Below are 18,006 nucleotides of genomic sequence, written 5' to 3'. Positions count from 1 at the left end.
GGTTATCGTTATTCCAACATTGATTTTACTATTTTTAGGGCAAAAGCAATTACAACAAGGATTAACAAAAGGTGCAATTAAATAACTAAGAGAAGGTGAGATTTAAATGAGTCTAGTTAAAAAAGGTGCTGCTTTATTAATGGCAGCAACAATGGCATTATCTAGTGCCGCTTGTTCAAATAGTAAAACAGAGGGAAAACCTGAAGCACAGGCAAAAGTAGCACCAGTTGAAAAAAATGGTGATAAAACTGTAATTCGCTTCTGGCATGCGATGGGTGGAAAAACACAAGGAGTACTAGATGGTCTTGTTGCAGACTATAATAAGTCGCAAAATAAATACGAGATAAAGGCAGAGTTCCAAGGGACATATGAAGAGTCTTTAACGAAATTTAGAACGATGTCTGCAACGAAAGAAGCGCCAGCTCTTGTTCAATCGAGTGAAATTACAACGAAATATATGATTGATAGCAAAAAAATCACACCAATTGATAGCTGGATAAAAAAAGATAAGTACGATACGTCAAAATTAGAAAAAGCAATTACAAATTATTATTCAGTTGATGGAAAAATGTATTCTATGCCATTTAATTCATCTACACCAGTATTAATTTATAATAAAGATGCTTTTGCAAAGGCGGGCTTAGATCCAGAGAAAGCTCCAAAAACATATGCGGAATTACAAGAAGCAGCGAAAAAGTTAACGATTAAAGAAGGCGGAAATGTAAAACAATATGGATTCTCCATGCTTAACTACGGTTGGTTCTTTGAAGAATTGTTAGCGACACAAGGTGCTTTATATGTAGATAACGAAAACGGTCGTAAGGATGCTGCAAAGAAGGCGGTATTTAACGGTAAAGAAGGACAGAAAGTATTTGGAATGTTAGATGATTTAAATAAAGCTGGCGCCCTTGGAAAGTATGGAGCAAGTTGGGATGATATTCGTGCTGCGTTCCAGTCTGGACAAGTTGCTATGTATTTAGATTCTTCAGCAGGTGTTCGTGATTTAATTGATGCATCTAAGTTTAATGTAGGTGTTTCATATATTCCATATCCAGAGGATTCGAAACAAAATGGTGTTGTTATTGGGGGAGCATCATTATGGATGACGAATATGGTTTCAGAAGAAACGCAACAAGGTGCTTGGGACTTTATGAAATATTTAACGAAGCCAGACGTACAAGCGAAATGGCATACTGCAACAGGTTATTTCTCAATTAATCCAGATGCATATAATGAGCCATTAGTAAAAGAGCAATATGAAAAATATCCGCAGTTGAAAGTAACAGTAGATCAACTGCAAGCGACAAAGCAATCTCCAGCAACACAAGGTGCTTTAATTAGTGTATTCCCAGAATCACGAGATGCAGTTGTAAAAGCATTAGAAGCGATGTATGACGGGAAGAATAGTAAAGAAGCGTTAGATGAAGCTGCCAAAGCAACAGATAGAGCAATTAGTATTTCAGCTCGTACGAGTCAAAAATAAGAGAAAGCCGTATCCTTAAAAGGGATACGGCTTTCTTTATAGGGAGATAAGGGATCAAAGAAATGATGAAGTCTTATCTCTTTTATATGAGTAAAGGGTCTAGAGTGAATGTTGTCCTTTTCATTATTTATTTAACTCCATTGCGACTTGTTTACCATTTACGAAAACCTCTACTACCGCTACTACAACTTCCATTACTTTTTTCATCTCTCATCTCTCCTTGTTTTTTGTTTCATTTCTTACTTTCAGTATAGGGAAATACAGTAATTACAACTATCGAATTGGATGACAAGAGACTTACATTGTTGTAAGGGTAATAGTTTAGTTTGTAATAAAGTGAAACTTTAATCAGTGGGGGTCTTACGGCCCGTTAATGCGTGATAAATATGATTCAAGGTTAAGATTCGGAATTTTCCGTTGTTTTGAACTATAATTAGAAAGAGGGGGGATAATATGAAAAGAATTCTTGTTATTAGTGATATTCATGGAGAGATAGAAAAGTTTGAACAGTTATTGGAAGAAGCTCAATATGATGCGAAACAGGATCAATTAATCTTACTGGGAGATTATGTAGATCGTGGTCCAAATGCGCGTGCTGTAATTGAAAAGGTAAGAGAATTGAAAGAAGAGGGAGCACTCATTTTAAAGGGAAATCATGAAGATATGATGATTAAGGCGTTAACGACAAATGAGGAACGTTCATGGAACCATTGGGTAAAAAGAAATGGTGGAGATAAGACATTATATAGCTATGGATTTGTAGAAGAAGATATTGTGGTTAATGAGAAAGACTTCCAAAAACCAATTTTACACTCTCGTGTATTAGAGGAACATATAAAGTTTATTCAAGAATTAGATCATTATATTGAAACAGAAGAGTATATATTTGTACATGCTGGGGTTGAACCGATGAAACGAGTTTCTGAATCTGAACCATATACGTTAATGTGGATCCGTAATGAATTTCATAATGGATATAGCGGTGAAAAGGTTGTTGTATTTGGGCATACGGAAACAAAAACGCTTCATGGTAGTGAGGAGTGCGGAGTGTATTTTGGTAGTAATCGTATTATTGGAATTGATGGCGGGGCTGTGTATGGCGGTCAGCTAAATTGTTTAGAGTTGCCGAGTAAAAAGGTATATGTAATAAAAAATTGAAAGAGATAAGAGGAATCTTATTTCTTTCAATTTTTTATTAAGCTAAATTTAAGACAAAGTTTTTATAATAAAACTTCAAAATTTTAGAAGAAAATAGTTAAAAATGAAATTACGTAATGCAACTACATTCTTTTGTTATGAAGAGAAGAAATGTAATAATAAATAGAATTGAACTATTTGATGGAAGGTGAGAGCATGCGTTTACTTGTAGTAGAAGATAATGCTTCGTTATTAGAGTCTATCGTACAAATTTTGCGTGATGAATTTGAAGTAGATACGGCAATAAATGGAGAAGATGGATTGTTTTTAGCTCTTCAAAATATATATGATGCAATTTTGCTGGATGTGATGATGCCAGGGATGGACGGATTTGAAGTGATTCAAAAAATACGTGATGAAAAGATTGAAACACCAGTCCTGTTTTTGACAGCGAGAGATTCTTTAGAAGATCGGGTGAAGGGATTGGACTTTGGTGGAGATGACTATATCGTTAAGCCATTTCAGGCCCCTGAATTAAAAGCGAGAATTCGCGCTTTACTACGCAGAAGTGGTAGTTTAACAACGCAGCAAACGATTCGTTATAGAGGGATTGAATTGTTCGGAAAAGATAAAGATGTTCAAGTAGATGGACAAGGTATTAAGCTGACATTGAAACAATATGAGCTACTAGAGTATCTCATTCAAAATAGCGGGAAGATTTTAATGCGTGAACAAATTTTTGATCGTGTTTGGGGATTTGATTCAGATACGACAGTAGCGATTGTAGAAGTGTATGTGCATCATTTACGTAAAAAATTAGAGCCATCCGGTTATCAGAAAGATATTCAAACCGTTCGAGGTATTGGATATATATTAAAAGAACAATGAAAAACGGAAGTATGTTTCAAAAAACACGCATTCGTTTGACTATAGTGAACTCATTAGTATTTATTCTATTAATAGGTATATTAGGTAGTATTATTTATTCATACACATATAAGCGTATTTATAATGAAGTGGATCAATCTATAAAAATGATAGCTCAGTATAGAGAAAAATTAGATGTTAAAATACCACCAAGAAAACGCATGGAGAATATCCAAATTGGAGATCCGCGAGTAACTAGAATAACTTGGAATGGAAAAATAGTGAAAATAGAGGGCGATAACCGTAAATTTCGTTCTATTTTTGAAGAGAATTTGGAAAAGTTTTCTCCAAAAAAATTAGAGGATTTACAAGATATTGAAGTACAAGGACGATATTTTAGAGCATTTTCGCTTCAAAAAGATGGAGAAATAGTTCAAATCGTGCGAGATATAACAGCGGAAGAAGGAATGTTAAATACTTTATTTTTAATTCTCGTTATAGGTTGTAGCATAGGAAGCCTCTGTGCGATAGGTATCGGCTTTTTCCTAGCTGGTAGAGCACTTGTACCTATTCAAAATTCATGGGAGAAACAGCAACAATTCGTTTCTGATGCATCACATGAACTAAGGACACCACTTGCAGTTATTCAATCAAAAACGGATGTTTTATTCCAGTCACCATCCGCTACGATAGAAGAAAAAGCGATGGATATTTCTACAATTTCAAAAGAATGTAGGCGGTTATCGAAACTTGTTAGTAATTTATTATTGCTAGCACGTTCTGATTCTAATCAAATTGAGATGGATAAGAAAACATTTGAACTTGATAAATTGTTAGAAGAAATAGTAGCTCCATATAAGGAGATTGCTTCTTATCAAGAAAAAGAAATGATGCTAAAAGTAGAACGTGGTGTATCTTTTATGGGGGATAGAGAGCGGATTCATCAAATGATGGTCATACTGTTAGATAATGCGATGAAGTATACAAACGAAGGTGGGCATATTCAAATCGATTGCACGCAAACGAGTAGTTCAATTCGTATACAGGTGAAAGATGACGGGATAGGAGTGAAAGAAGAAGATATTCCGAAATTATTTGATCGTTTTTATCAAGGGGATAAAGCAAGAAGTACGTCAGAAGGAGCTGGATTAGGTCTTTCAATTGCAAATTGGATTGTAGAAAAGCATTATGGAAAAATATCAGTAGAGAGCAAATGGGGAGATGGCACTTGTTTTGAAGTGATTTTCCCTAAAAACCAAAAAATATAAGTAAGAAGACGACCTTGTTTTTACAAGGTCGTCTTTTTTTAAGGGAAAGTTAAGAAACTATTTATATTATGTATGGCATAAAGAAAGTTCGTTACATGAAGAAGAGACTAGGTGTATGTGAGTGAGTTTTATCAATCATAATGTTATCTCAAGCAGCGATGAGATGTATGTATAGTATTAAAAAAACTAGGGGAATGATGGGAAAGAAAGTATAAGAGGGAGGAATTAATTTTGAAAAAGAAAATGATGACGGTATTCACTATTGGAGTAATGAGTTTAAGTATATTAGGGGGTGCCTCTCCTTCTGAAACACAAAAAGGAAAGACAGATTACACACAGCGCAGTAAAGAACAATTGAACAATGGTAAGATACATGCAGTGCATACAGAAGAAAAAGCAGAGAAACTAGGTATTGAAACGGAAGGAAAAGAACAAATTACACTAGAAAAAGAAATTCATGAAACAGAAGTAGGAAGGGAAGCAGAGCAGTTAGGCATATCGATTGAAGGAAAAGATGTTGGGACGCTGTCAGAAGAAATCTATGAAACAAAAGTAAAGCAAGAAGCATTAAAGCTAGGTATATCTATAGAGAATACATCAATTGTAGATTTAATTACTCAAATTAATGCGATTAAAATTAAAGATGAAGCAGATAAATTAGGTATTTCGACAGATGGAAAAGAAATCGAAGACATCGCGGAAGAAATCTACGGAAAGAAAGTAAGAGAAGAAGCAGGAAAGTTAGACATTTCTCAAAAAGGAAAAGAAATTGAAGAGTTAGCACAAGAAGTGTACGAACAAAAAGTACAGGAAGAAGCAAAAAAATATCATATTGATTTGTATGGTAAAGATATATATCAAATATTAAGAGAAATTAATGAACAAATGGTGCTACAAATGGCAGATGAGCTTAATATGGATAAAATGAATATGAATATTCAAGAGTTAGCGGAAAAGATAAAAAAAGATCAGCCTGAAAAAGGAAAAGAACTAAATTTTGTACCGATGATACGAACGGATGCTGACGCATTTTATTCTTATTTAACGAATTAATAAGGGCGTGAAAGCGATAAGAAAATTGAAGTGGTATATATGTACAGCTTTACTAGGTACAGCAATATGGAGTGTATATACAAATGGAATTCCAAAGTATGTAGAGAAGTTAACATTCTCAAATATACAAAGAGGAAAAGAAACGGAGTTTAGTAATAACGATGAAAAAGTCATCTTATCAAATGTTCCATTAATTCAGCAGTTACCAGAATTGGATAGAGGCTGTGAAGTGACAAGCTTAGCGATGATGTTACAATACGCTGGTGTTTCAGTGGATAAGATGACATTAGCAAATGAAATAAAAAAAGTTGATTTTATAGACAATGGTGTGCGCGGGAATCCAAATGAAGGATTTGTAGGTAATATTTATACATTCTCTGAATCAGGATACGCTGTATATCATGGGCCACTTTTTCAGTTAGCGGAAAAATATTTACCTAATAAAGCTGTAGACTTAACAGGGAAGAATATAGAAGAAATTTATAAGAGTGTAAAAGCAGGGAAACCTGTAGTCATGATCACGAATGCAACATTTGCACCATTAGATGAAGATGAATTTACTACATGGGAAACAAATAGTGGAGATGTTTCTATTACGTATAATGAACATTGTGTTGTACTTATTGGGTATGATCAGGAATCTGTATATATTCGAGATCCACTTGAGGATAGCTTAGATGTAAAAGTACCGAGAGAAGCCTTTGAACAGGCATGGGTACAAATGGGAAGTCAGGCAATTAGTTATGTAAAGAGCGCTAAATAAATTAGGACGAAGATTTTTAGTAATATGACTATAAGGGGAAGGATAAAACATTTGAGGATTATAAGAAAAGTTTTATAGAGTAGAAGCTGTTAAGAAATAAGAGAACTTTAGCATATATAATGCTAAAGTTCTCTTATTTTTATGATTAAAATACGTATAAGGATTGAATATGCAAAAATGCATAATTGACGAAAAAATTACATGTTATCATTATATATTGTTTTATATATGTTAATTGTATAAAATGACACAAGTATCCACATTACATAAAGGAGGCTTATTATGCAAAAAATATTTAACTGGGTTAAATGTATGAGTATCAATAAAAAATTAATCATTTCATTTTTTATTATTTTAACTATACCAGGAATTATTATCGGTGGTGTTTCATATCAAACTGCCAAAACAAATTTTGAGCATCAAATGACAGATAAAGCAAAGGAGAATATTTCAGTTTTAAATACTGTTATTTCTCAAAATATAGAAGAGAAATTTGTTGATGCGACGTACTTTGCAGACATCTTAACAGAGGATACATATCCAAACGGACAAGAAGAAATAGTAAGAACGAAGTTAGCACAATATATAAAGCTTCATCCAGAAGTAGAAGGTATTTATATTGGAACAGAGACGGGAAAGTTTATAAGAGAACCATTTATCCAAATGGCTGATGGGTATAATCCAACAGATAGATCTTGGTATAAAGAAGCACATGAAAATAAAGGGAAAGTAATTGTTACTGCACCATATCAATCAGCATCTACAAAAAATATGGTAGTGACAATTGCGAAAGAAGTAAAAGATGGTAAAGGTGTTATAGGAATTAATTTAAACTTAGATAACATCTTAAAAATTTCCAAAATGATTAACATTGGTGAAAAAGGTTATGCAGTTATTTTAGATCAAAATAAGCAAATTGTTAGTCATCCATCTAGAAAACCAGGTGCAAAAGTTACTGATCCTTGGATTAAACCAATTTATGAAGATAAACAAGGAAATGTGTCTTATACAGAACAAGATGATAAAAAGAATTTAATCTTTGCAACAAATGAGAAAACAGGCTGGAAAGTAGTTGGTGTTATGTTCGATGAAGAAATTACTCAAGCTGCCAGTCCAGTGTTTTATAAGACTTTGATTGTCATTGCTATCGCTATTGCATTTGGTAGTGTATTAATTTATTTCATTACAAAGTCTATTACAAGGCCATTACGAAAAATAGCTGAATCGGCATATAAAATTAGTAAGGGAGATTTAACAGAGAAAATTACAATCCATTCCAAGGATGACATAGGAAAATTAGGGAATTCATTTAATGAAATGTCTACGTCTTTACAAGATGTTATTACCCAAATAAGCTTTTCAGCAGAACATGTTGCAGCATCGGCAGAAGAGTTAACAGCGAGCGTACAGCAAGCAAATGATGCGACAGACCAAATTACAATTGCAATGGAACAAGTATCAGGTGGGGCCGAATCACAAAGTCAAGGTGTTGAAGAAGGTGCGGCTACATTGCAACAAGTAAATACAGCAATTCAAGATGTAACTGGAAGCGCAGAGTCAATTTCTATTTCCTCATTACATGCGCGAGAAAGAGCTGAAGAGGGAGAAGATTTAGTTGAACAAACCGCAAAACAAATGCAGTCTATTTCTAAATCAGTATCCGAGTCAGATGCTATTATTAAACTTCTTGATGAGAAATCAAAGCAGGTAGGGGCTATTTCTGAAGCAATTCAAAACATCGCTACTCAAACGAACTTATTAGCTTTGAATGCGGCTATTGAAGCAGCAAGAGCAGGTGAACAGGGACGAGGATTTGCTATTGTAGCAGATGAGGTTAGAAAATTAGCAGAGCAATCAGGAGAGTCATCTGGAGAGATTGCAAATTTAATCGCAGAAATTAAGGCGGATATTGAACATACTGTTAAGGCAATGGATAATGTGAATGGAGAAGTTCAACAAGGCCTTGATGTTGTAACAAAAACGAAAGTAAGTTTTACGGAAATTTTAAGTTCTACTACACATATTGTTTCTCAAGTTAATCAAATGGTAGAAACAACGAAGAGAATTGCTGGAGATGCAAATGAAGTGACAAATGCTATTGATGAAATTGCAGCTGCTGCAGAAGAAAATACAGCTAGTATGCAAAGTGTTGCAGCTTCAACAGAAGAACAGGTTAATTCCATGGAAGAAATTAGTTCAGCTTCGCAAAACTTAGCTGAGATGGCAGAAGAACTACAAGCGATGACTAGTAAATTTAAAGTATAATAATAGCAGATAAGTAAGGTGAAAATAATATCACCTTACTTATTTTTCTATTCAGCAATTAGGGGAGTCATTAACGGGATGAAAAAAAGAAAAAGACTATGGAATTTGTGGAAAACGATTACATTGTTAGTTTGTACAGTTGTAATTTTTTCTTTACTTGTGACAGATGTATTAATTAGTCATAATGTGGAACGGACGACGGAGGATAGCCAATCAGAGAAGGCAAAAACAATTGCACACATTGTGGCGAATGATTCGATTGTAATCGATGGTTTGGTTGGGAAAGCAGATACCTCTGCAATCCAAACGTATACAAATAGGATATTAAAAAACACAGGTGTTCAATTTATTGTAGTTATGGACATGGATGGAATAAGAAAATCTCATCCAGATCCTCAAAAAATAGGTCATCATTTTATTGGCGGGGATGAAGGGCCTGTATTGAAAGGAAAAGAACATGTATCGTTAGCAGAAGGAACTTTAGGTATTTCCATGCGAGTGTTTGTACCAATATTTTCTGAAACAGGTGAACAACTTGGAGCAGTGGCTGTTGGTATTTCAGCAGATAATGTAAAAGAGAGAGTTAAGGAAAGTAGACATATCATTTATATTGGTGTCGGAGTTGGTGTATTAGTCGGAATTATAGGAGCAATATTGCTAGCTAGACATATAAAGAAAAGTTTATTCGGTCTTGAGCCGCACAGGATAGCAAAAATTCTTGAAGAAAGAAATACGATGCTACAATCTGTAAAGGAAGGTATTATTGCTGTAGATAAAGAGGCTAGAGTAACGTTAATTAATAATGAAGCGAAACGTCTATTTAAAAAAAGCGGACTTGAAGAAGATTTTATCGGTAAAGATGTTGAGTTGTATATGCCAAATTCACGTATAAAAGAAGTATTGCAAACGGGAGAAGTACAATTAAACGAAGAACAAAATATTTATGGAATTACGATTGTGACGAATCGAGTTCCTTTATATGTAAAAGGAGAAATAGTTGGTGCAATTGCAACATTTCGTGATAAAACAGAGATTAGAAAACTAGCAGAGGAACTAACTGGTATTAGACTATATGCAGAAGCATTACGGGCACAATCTCATGAGTTTATGAATAAGATGCATGTCGTATTAGGGCTTACACATATGAAACAGTATGAAGAATTACAGAAGTATATAAGCGGCATGGTATCAGAGCATCAGTATGAAATTGGTGGAGTTATGAAAAGAATAAAAAGTCCAGTATTTGCTGGTTTTTTACTCGGTAAGCTCAGCTATGCTAGAGAGAAAAATATAAAATTAATTATAAGTGAAGATTCTTATATGCCGGAAATAGATGATGAAAGTATTATCCATGAACTTATTACGATTGTTGGAAATTTAATTGATAATGCATTAGAGGCAGTTACGAATTGTGAACAGAAACAAGTTGAAGTTAAGATACAACAAGGGGATATATTAACTATTACAGTGCAAGATACGGGAAAAGGTATACAAGAAAAAGAAATAGAGGAATTATTTACGAAAGGTTATTCCACAAAGGGAGATAACCGCGGTTATGGTTTGTATCTTGTAAAAGAAAGTATACAGCGAATAAATGGGGAAATTCATATGCATTCATTAGTAGGAAAGGGAACAACGATAACAATTGAAATACCTAAAGGTAGGGATGAGAGGCAAATATGATTAAAGTTTTAATTGTAGAAGATGACCCGATGGTAGCGATGTTAAATACGCATTATTTAGAGCAAGTAGGAGGGTTTGAACTTGTTCAAGCAGTTAACTCGGTAAAGTCGGCGATAGAAATATTAGAGAAATCACGAGTAGATTTAGTATTACTTGATATTTTTATGCCTGAAGAGACTGGGTTTGAGCTTTTAATGTATATCCGGAACCAAGAAAAAGAAATCGATATTATGATGATTTCAGCTGTACATGATATGGGGAGTATAAAAAAAGCATTACAATATGGAGTTGTAGATTATTTAATTAAACCATTTACATTTGAACGATTTAAAGAAGCATTAACTATATATCAAGAAAAACTTACTTTTATGAAAGAACAACAAAAAATTAGTCAATCGGAATTAGATTCGTTAATTTTACAAAAAGAAAAAAGGGAGCCTATTGTCACTAAAGAGCTTCCGAAAGGGTTAACGAAGCAAACGTTGCAATTAATTTGGCAAAAAATCGAGTCTTTGAATGGAAGCGTGTTTACAACAGATGAAATGGCACAATTAGTTGGAATTTCAAGAGTTTCTATTCGAAAATATGTAATGTTTCTGACTGACATTGGGGTGTTAGAAAACGAAATGATGTACCAACATGTGGGAAGACCTGTAAGTAAATTAAGATGTGTTAATCAAAAGAAAATAGAGTTTTACGTATAAGCGACTTAGTATAAGTCGCTTATACTTTTTTTAATTACAAAATCAATTACAAAACTTACAAAAACTATTTTTACTATTGAAAGCGTTTTAATATTGTTATTAAGAAAACGAGGGGGTGCCATATGGGAATTCAAAAGAATGTGGAAGCGGTATCATTTTCTGAAGGAAATGAAGTACAAAGAGAATCTTTCGCTTCTAAAATTATGAATGTAAAAATCGGTGTTATACCTTTACCGTTATATGTAGTATTGGCTGCTATTATTTATGGGGCATCTGTATATAATAAATTGCCAGCAGATATGATTGGTGGATTTGCAGTTATTATGATCATGGGGATTTTCTTAGGCGATATTGGGATGAGAATTCCAATTTTAAAAAATATTGGCGGTCCAGCAATACTTTCGTTATTTATTCCATCATTACTTGTATTTTTTAACTGGATGAATCCAGCTTCAATGGAAGCTGCGACTATGTTAATGAAAAAATCGAACTTTTTATATTTATATATTTCTTGTTTAGTAGTCGGAAGTATTTTAGGAATGAACCGTAAAGTGTTAGTACAAGGTTTCGTTCGCATGTTTATTCCTTTAGTAGTAGGGACGTTAGCTTCTGTAGCAGTAGGGTTATTGGTCGGTTCATTATTTGGATTTGAAATGAAGCACACATTCTTCTTTATCATCGTACCAATTGTAAGTGGTGGTATCGGGGAAGGGATTTTACCATTGTCGCTAGCGTATAGTGATATTTTAAATGAATCATCAGCAACGTTTGTATCACAGCTTATTCCAGCAGCTATTATTGGAAATATGTTCGCAATTGTAAGTGCAGGGTATATGAAGCGTTTAGGTGAGAAGAAACCGGAGCTTAGTGGTAACGGTGTATTAGTGAAAACAGACAATCAAGCAGAATTATTAAAAGAACAAAATACAGAGAAGCCAATTGACTTCTCATTAATGGGAGCAGGTTTATTAATTGCGTGTACGTTCTTCATCTTCGGAGGATTTGCTTCTAAGTTCATCGGTATTCCTGGGGCAATCATTATGATTTTTTCAGCAGCACTTGTGAAATACTTTAAATTAATGCCAGCAAAAATGGAGCAAGGAGCATTCCATTTATATAAATTTATTTCGAAGAATTTAACTTGGCCTTTAATGGTTGGATTAGGATTGCTATATATTCCGTTAAAAGACGTAGCAGCAGTTCTTTCAGTAGGATATGTTGTTGTGTGCGCATCGGTTGTTCTTACAATGGTAGCATCAGGTTTTCTTGTAGGGAAAGTGATGAAAATGTATCCAGTCGAATCGGCGATTGTAACTGGATGTCATAGCGGTTTAGGTGGAACTGGAGATGTTGCTATTTTATCGGCTTCAAATCGTATGGAATTAATGCCGTTCGCGCAAATTTCAACTCGTTTAGGCGGGGCGGCAATGGTTGTAACGGCGACAATATTATTAAAAATGTTTTCATGATCAAACAAGCTAGCTATATTCATATAGCTAGCTTGTCAAATTAAGGGGAGATTATAAGTATGTTAGCAAATCAAATTAATGAAAGATCATTGTTATTGCATAAAGAATTAGTAGGGAAAATTGAAATTACAAGTAAAGTGGAGGTAAATTCAGCGGATGATTTAAGCCTGACGTATACACCAGGTGTAGCGGAGTCCTGTAAAGCAATTGCGGCAGATGAAGAAACAGTGTATGACTATACAGCACGTGGCAATATGGTGGCAGTTGTCTCAGATGGAACAGCGGTACTCGGTTTAGGAAACATTGGACCGAAAGCGGCTATGCCTGTTATGGAAGGAAAAAGTATTTTGTTTAAGAAGTTTGCGAATGTAGATGCTTTCCCATTATGTTTAGGCACAACGGATGTAGATGAAATCGTTACCCTTGTAAAAAATTTAGAGCCTACATTTGCAGGGATTAATTTAGAAGATATTGCAGCACCGCGTTGTTTTGAAATTGAAAAACGATTAAAAGAAGAAACGAATATTCCTGTATTCCATGATGATCAACATGGAACAGCTATTGTCGTTTTAGCAGCTGTTATTAATGCATTAAAAGTTGTTAGCAAACAAATGGATAATGTGAAAATCGTTATTAACGGTGCGGGTTCGGCAGGAATTGCAATTGGAAAATTATTATTAAAGGCTGGTGCAAAGCACATTACGCTAGTTAGCCTAGAAGGTATTGTTTGTGAAGGTGAAACATGGATGAACGAAGCACAAATTGAAGTTTCAAAAAAGACAAATCGTGAACATGTGCGTGGAACGTTAAAAGAAGCGATTCACCAAGCTGATATTTTTATTGGCGTATCTGCTCCTAACGTATTAACGAAAGAACTTGTACAGACGATGAATGAGAAAGCAATTGTGTTTGCAATGGCGAATCCAATTCCAGAAATCTTCCCTGAGGATGCATTAGAGGCTGGGGCAGCTGTAGTAGGAACTGGGCGCTCGGATTATGCGAATCAAGTAAATAATGTATTGGCGTTTCCCGGAATATTCCGCGGTGCGTTAGATGTGCGCGCAACTGATATTACAGAAGAGATGAAATTAGCGGCAGCATATGGGATCGCTAACATCATTACTGATGAAGAACGTAATGCGAATTATGTAATCCCGAATCCATTAGATAAAAGAGTTGTTCCAAGTGTTGCAGAAGCAGTAGCGAAAGCAGCTATTGATTCGGGCGTCGCGCAAATTACGAAAATACCACGTTATTAATAGCGAAAAGCAGTGCCTAAAAGGCACTGCTTTTTTGAGATAAGAAATCAAAATAATGAAGAAGTGTAGAATTATTTATGTTTCTTCACTATTTATTTAATTCCATTGCAACTTGTTTACCATTCACTAAAACCTCAGTTACTGCTACGATCACTTCTATCATTTTTTTCATCTCTCATCTCTCCTCGTTTCATTTCTTACTTTAAGTATAAGAGAAGAGAGATAATTCAACTATCGAAGTACATGACGTAGAAATTACATTGTTGTAAGGAAGTGATTTATCTTTGTCACTTTACTTAGCGGTGATTACAAACTGATTATAATATTTTTCATTCACATATATATTTAATAACCATAATCCAGGTGAAGGTAGTGACATAGCGAGAGGGAGTTCGCTTGTAGTAGAATCGATTGTATTTGAAGTAGTCCAAGTTTGTTTGGAAGTTTCTTTTTGAAAGAGTACTGGTGTTGGAGTTACAGATCCTTGTTTTAGCGCAATAATAGACAATTTTCCAGTTGGTATTTCAGAATCTAGAAAGTACCACATTATTTCATTTTGTTCATTTGCGATAATAGGACTATCAGCCATTGCGACTTTACCTTCGATGCCTTTTAAAGGCATTTTTCCTTCTATGAAAGAAGGTGTTTCTTCCCAATTTACATCTTTTAAAACACTAAGGTGAAAGAAGGAAGGTGCGTTCACTTGAGTGGATGACGTTGCGACAGCTTCAGTTTTAGATGCTTTTGAATCAGGTTGTGCTTGTGTGCATCCAGTGATGAGGAAGGAGAGAAGTAGCATAGTTCCAATTTTTTTCATGGTGCCACACTCCTAGTTTTTATTGTTAGTGTAATTGTATTTGCTAGAAGGCGGGACAATTCCTTTAAAGTATAAAAAGAGGTCGTAAGTTTTGTACGACCTCTTTTGACATTTTTATCCCGTAAAAGCCCGATTGGTGTAGGTTAATAATTAGTGGGAGATAGTCCCCACTAATTAAAGTTTCATTTTATATTTGTTCCGTTGTATAGGTTGGTTCGGTTTCTTTTTGAGGCATCGTCAAAAAAATAACGGACAGAACGATACATACGCCGCCTAATAATTGATATGTTCCAAAAGATTCATTTAGCCAAGTGATTGAAACGATGGCAGCTACAAGGGGTTCAATGCTAGATAAAATGCTTGTTTCTGTTGCTGCTAAATATTTAAGACTACCGATATATAGAAGGAAAGAAAGGGTACCACTAATAATGATAAGAATAAGCATAGAAAAAGTTTTTAGTGTGAGGGTTTGTGAAAATTGATTCCACCCGAATGAACGATTATAAATAAGTAGTGCAATTCCTCCGATTAACATTCCCCAACCCATTACTACAGTTGTCCCGCATTCTTTAATGAGAGAAGCCGGATGAAGGGTATAAAATGCAAATCCGATTGCTGTTAATAGTCCAAAAATAATAGCTTCTTTGGATAAAACAATATTTTCAATTGAGCCATTTGTAATAATAAAGTATGTTCCTATTAGCGCGGCTATAATTGCGAATAGTTGCATGGAAGCAGGGGATTTTCTTTGTTCAAATGCAACATACATGGTAATAAGAACAGGACCTAGAAATTGAAATAGTGTTGCTGTGACTGCATTACTAATATGAACCGTTTCGATAAAGGCGTATTGCGCACCAAGCATGCCGAGAATAGAGAAAATAATAAGTTGTATAGAATATCTAGGGTGTTTCCAAATTTGAAATATGTTTTGTTTCTTTATAAGTAAGAAAGACAAAATAAATATTCCTGCAAGCAACAATCGAATTGTTAAAAAATCAATTGAGGATACATTAGTATGCTGAAATAGCCACTGAATCATTGGACCAGATAATCCCCATAATGTAGCCCCTGTAATAATCATAATGAGTCCGATACGTCTACCATTGTTCATTATCATGTTTCTCCTCTCCAGTATTTGATTTTTTATGTGTGACATGATAAAAGGAATTATATATAACTTCTGGTACTATAAAAAGTATCAGATTTTAGTTTTATTAAGGGGTCAGATACTATGTTAGAATTAACGCCTAATTTAAATATGAATAGTAAAAAGGCATTATATGTGCAATTGTATGAGTATATAAAAAAAGAAATTAAAGATGGATCGATTGTCCCTTTTACGAAATTACCGGCTAAGCGAAAGTTAGCGATACATTTACAGGTAAGTAAAAATACAGTAGAGGCAGCGTACGAACAATTACTTGCAGAAGGTTATATTGAGTCGATATCGAGAAAAGGCTATTTTGTATGCAAAATTGAGCAAATGGTTCATGTAGAGGATAGCGGAGATAGAATAGAAGAAGTACCGTTTCAGGAGAAGAGTTATAAATTTGATTTTACACAAACAGGAATTGATACAAATGCTTTTCCATTCAATATGTATCGGAAAATTGTAAATGAAGTATGGCAGCCGCATAATAACGAACTTCTCTTTCTAGGACACCCTCAAGGAGAAGCAAGCTTAAGAGAAGAGATTGCGAATTATTTGTATGAATCTAGAGGTGTGCGTTGTTCAGCTAGTCAAATTGTATTAGGAGCGGGAACACAAATATTAGTGAAACTATTGTTTCAATTGTTAAAGGGAAGCAATTATGCAGTTGAAAACCCAGGGTATCATAGGAAGATGGTTGTTTTTGAACAAGGAGAAGCAAGAGTCCAAATGTTATCTTTAGATAGAGATGGAATTTGTATTGCAGATTTAGAAAATAGCAATGCGAATGTTGTATTTGTTACACCTTCCCATCAGTTTCCATATGGAATGATTATGCCTATTACGAGAAGGGTGCAGCTTTTACAATGGGCAAAGAAAGAAGAGAGCAGGTATATTATTGAAGATGATTATGATAGTGAATTTCGCTATTCTGGAAAGCCTATACCGGCGCTGCAAGGGTTAGATACAGAGGGGAAAGTTATTTATATGGGGACGCTATCTAAAGCATTATTGCCATCGCTACGGATGAGCTATATGGTGTTGCCGAAGAAATTAATTAAAAAGTATCAACAGCAATATTTATTTTATACACAAAGTGTTTCAAGAATAGATCAAGAAGTGATTAGAAGATTTTTAAATGAAGGATATTGGGAAAAACATATTCATAAAATGCGTGTTGTCTACCGAAAGAAGAGAGATCGACTTGTTTTTGAAATAGAGAAGTATTTCTCTAATCGTGTTGAAGTGATAGGAGAAGATTCGGGATTACACATTTTATTAAAAGTGCATAATGGAATGCGGGAAGAAGAATTAATTCAAGAAGCTGCGAAACATAGTATCAAAATATATCCTGTGTCTACGTACTATAAAGACGGTACGGCACCTGAGAGTGTAGTTTTACTAGGGTTTGCGATATTATCAGAGGAAGAGATTGCGAAAGCGATTCAATTATTACATAAGGCATGGTTTACAAGAAAGTAAAAAACATCCTCCAAACATGAGGATGTTTTTTATTATTTATTTTCATCTAAGAATAAGACCATATGCTCTTCGTCCCAATATTGTCCGTTATATTTTAATGAACGTTCTTGTACACCGAATGTTTTAAAACCTAATGATTCATAAAGTTTTTTCGCTCCATCGTTTCCAACGACAACATCAAGCATAACTTGTTCTACTTCTAAAGATTTAGCAAGCTCAAGACATTCTTTAATAAGTGCTTTTCCTGCTCCAAGTCCGCGTGCTTTTGGAGATACATATACAGAACCGATTTTAGCTTTATGTTCTTGTTTTACATATGGTTTCGTTTCCAGTGTTGCAACCCCGATTAATTTTCCATCTTTAAATGCACCTAGCGTATAGTTTTCATCTTGTGCTAATTTTTGTGCTTTATATTCAATCGCACACTCTTTATTAATAATATCTTCATAAGAAGAGCTGAATGCTTCAGGGTTTTGCTTTAATCCTTCTACGCGAAGTTCTAAGTAAATTTCTGCTTCGTCTTTTGTTAATACATGGATATCCAATTATATCACCCTCCAAATCTTTGCAAATGTACCTTTATTTTATATTGAAATAAGAATA

15 protein-coding genes and 1 pseudogene are annotated in these 18,006 nt (G+C 34.5%); 13 read left to right on the top strand and 3 right to left on the bottom strand.

The genetic code is table 11. The features are described 5' to 3' along the window. The 12 genes and pseudogenes from ACQRBL_RS03450 to ACQRBL_RS03395 all read left to right on the top strand — a co-directional run. A pseudogene (locus ACQRBL_RS03450) lies at positions 1–85 on the top strand (carbohydrate ABC transporter permease); the annotation flags it as partial. 21 nt (positions 86–106) lie between these two features. Continuing rightward, positions 107–1,483 carry an ABC transporter substrate-binding protein gene (locus tag ACQRBL_RS03445; protein WP_000060579.1) on the top strand — a complete coding sequence of 459 codons (1,377 nt, stop codon included), beginning with the start codon at positions 107–109 and terminating at the stop codon, positions 1,481–1,483. A gap of 453 nt (positions 1,484–1,936) precedes the next feature. Further along, positions 1,937–2,641 (top strand): metallophosphoesterase family protein, encoded by a 705-nt coding sequence (locus ACQRBL_RS03440; protein WP_000821972.1) that lies wholly within the window; start codon positions 1,937–1,939, stop codon positions 2,639–2,641. Between the two features lie 195 nt (positions 2,642–2,836). Beyond that, complete coding sequence (locus tag ACQRBL_RS03435) at positions 2,837–3,508, top strand: response regulator transcription factor (RefSeq protein WP_001238624.1); 672 nt, start codon at positions 2,837–2,839, stop codon at positions 3,506–3,508. Positions 3,509–3,519: 11 nt separating this feature from the next. Then, positions 3,520–4,755: a sensor histidine kinase gene (locus tag ACQRBL_RS03430; RefSeq protein WP_141526195.1), complete on the top strand. Its 1,236-nt coding sequence runs from the start codon at positions 3,520–3,522 to the stop codon at positions 4,753–4,755. Between the two features lie 231 nt (positions 4,756–4,986). Then, a complete protein-coding gene (locus ACQRBL_RS03425; protein WP_097920154.1) occupies positions 4,987–5,808 on the top strand; it encodes a transporter in 822 nt (273 codons plus the stop codon). Between the two features lie 7 nt (positions 5,809–5,815). Then, complete coding sequence (locus tag ACQRBL_RS03420; protein ID WP_097920153.1) at positions 5,816–6,571, top strand: C39 family peptidase; 756 nt, start codon at positions 5,816–5,818, stop codon at positions 6,569–6,571. 423 nt (positions 6,572–6,994) lie between these two features. After that, complete coding sequence (locus ACQRBL_RS03415) at positions 6,995–8,836, top strand: methyl-accepting chemotaxis protein (protein ID WP_151260853.1); 1,842 nt, start codon at positions 6,995–6,997, stop codon at positions 8,834–8,836. Between the two features lie 78 nt (positions 8,837–8,914). Next, positions 8,915–10,519 carry a sensor histidine kinase gene (locus ACQRBL_RS03410; protein WP_000746429.1) on the top strand — a complete coding sequence of 535 codons (1,605 nt, stop codon included), beginning with the start codon at positions 8,915–8,917 and terminating at the stop codon, positions 10,517–10,519. Continuing rightward, the gene (locus tag ACQRBL_RS03405) at positions 10,516–11,223 is read left to right on the top strand and encodes a response regulator (RefSeq protein ID WP_023521021.1); all 708 of its coding nucleotides are present in this window, start codon (positions 10,516–10,518) and stop codon (positions 11,221–11,223) included. The genes ACQRBL_RS03410 and ACQRBL_RS03405 overlap by 4 nt, the downstream gene beginning before the upstream one ends. A 122-nt stretch (positions 11,224–11,345) precedes the next feature. Continuing rightward, positions 11,346–12,692, top strand: a complete 1,347-nt coding sequence (locus ACQRBL_RS03400) for a 2-hydroxycarboxylate transporter family protein (RefSeq protein WP_000512722.1) — start codon at positions 11,346–11,348, stop codon at positions 12,690–12,692. 59 nt (positions 12,693–12,751) lie between these two features. Next, on the top strand, positions 12,752–13,951 hold the full coding sequence (locus ACQRBL_RS03395) for an NAD(P)-dependent malic enzyme (RefSeq protein ID WP_000880780.1): 1,200 nt from the start codon (positions 12,752–12,754) through the stop codon (positions 13,949–13,951). Positions 13,952–14,243: 292 nt separating this feature from the next. On the opposite strand, the gene ACQRBL_RS03390 is transcribed toward ACQRBL_RS03395, so the two are convergent. Both ACQRBL_RS03390 and ACQRBL_RS03385 read right to left on the bottom strand, forming a co-directional pair. Beyond that, positions 14,244–14,768, bottom strand: coding sequence for a DUF4871 domain-containing protein (locus ACQRBL_RS03390; RefSeq protein WP_000719683.1), 525 nt, complete (start codon positions 14,766–14,768; stop codon positions 14,244–14,246). Between the two features lie 187 nt (positions 14,769–14,955). After that, positions 14,956–15,882, bottom strand: coding sequence for a DMT family transporter (locus tag ACQRBL_RS03385; protein WP_411996158.1), 927 nt, complete (start codon positions 15,880–15,882; stop codon positions 14,956–14,958). A 120-nt stretch (positions 15,883–16,002) separates the two neighbouring features. On the opposite strand from ACQRBL_RS03385, the gene ACQRBL_RS03380 reads away from it, so the two are divergent. Further along, on the top strand, positions 16,003–17,403 hold the full coding sequence (locus tag ACQRBL_RS03380) for a PLP-dependent aminotransferase family protein (protein ID WP_000891883.1): 1,401 nt from the start codon (positions 16,003–16,005) through the stop codon (positions 17,401–17,403). A 32-nt stretch (positions 17,404–17,435) separates the two neighbouring features. Here the strand turns inward: ACQRBL_RS03380 and ACQRBL_RS03375 are convergent, their stop codons facing one another. After that, positions 17,436–17,948 (bottom strand): GNAT family N-acetyltransferase, encoded by a 513-nt coding sequence (locus tag ACQRBL_RS03375; protein ID WP_000351212.1) that lies wholly within the window; start codon positions 17,946–17,948, stop codon positions 17,436–17,438. Between the last annotated feature and the right edge of the window lie 58 nt (positions 17,949–18,006).

It is taken from the genome of Bacillus sp. AF62 (assembly GCF_050312695.1).
Taxonomy (GTDB): domain Bacteria; phylum Bacillota; class Bacilli; order Bacillales; family Bacillaceae_G; genus Bacillus_A; species Bacillus_A cereus.
The sequence above is the reverse complement of the archived record's forward strand: the minus strand, read 5'-3'. Positions and strand labels throughout refer to the sequence as shown.

Coding starts and splice junctions, on each gene's coding strand:
- ACQRBL_RS03445 (WP_000060579.1), top strand. CDS start 107: ATGAGTCTAGTTAAAAAAGGTGCTGCTTTATTAATGGCAGCAACAATG.
- ACQRBL_RS03440 (WP_000821972.1), top strand. CDS start 1,937: ATGAAAAGAATTCTTGTTATTAGTGATATTCATGGAGAGATAGAAAAG.
- ACQRBL_RS03435 (WP_001238624.1), top strand. CDS start 2,837: ATGCGTTTACTTGTAGTAGAAGATAATGCTTCGTTATTAGAGTCTATC.
- ACQRBL_RS03430 (WP_141526195.1), top strand. CDS start 3,520: ATGTTTCAAAAAACACGCATTCGTTTGACTATAGTGAACTCATTAGTA.
- ACQRBL_RS03415 (WP_151260853.1), top strand. CDS start 6,995: ATGACAGATAAAGCAAAGGAGAATATTTCAGTTTTAAATACTGTTATT.
- ACQRBL_RS03410 (WP_000746429.1), top strand. CDS start 8,915: ATGAAAAAAAGAAAAAGACTATGGAATTTGTGGAAAACGATTACATTG.
- ACQRBL_RS03405 (WP_023521021.1), top strand. CDS start 10,516: ATGATTAAAGTTTTAATTGTAGAAGATGACCCGATGGTAGCGATGTTA.
- ACQRBL_RS03400 (WP_000512722.1), top strand. CDS start 11,346: ATGGGAATTCAAAAGAATGTGGAAGCGGTATCATTTTCTGAAGGAAAT.
- ACQRBL_RS03395 (WP_000880780.1), top strand. CDS start 12,752: ATGTTAGCAAATCAAATTAATGAAAGATCATTGTTATTGCATAAAGAA.
- ACQRBL_RS03390 (WP_000719683.1), bottom strand. CDS start 14,768: ATGAAAAAAATTGGAACTATGCTACTTCTCTCCTTCCTCATCACTGGA.
- ACQRBL_RS03385 (WP_411996158.1), bottom strand. CDS start 15,882: ATGAACAATGGTAGACGTATCGGACTCATTATGATTATTACAGGGGCT.
- ACQRBL_RS03380 (WP_000891883.1), top strand. CDS start 16,003: ATGTTAGAATTAACGCCTAATTTAAATATGAATAGTAAAAAGGCATTA.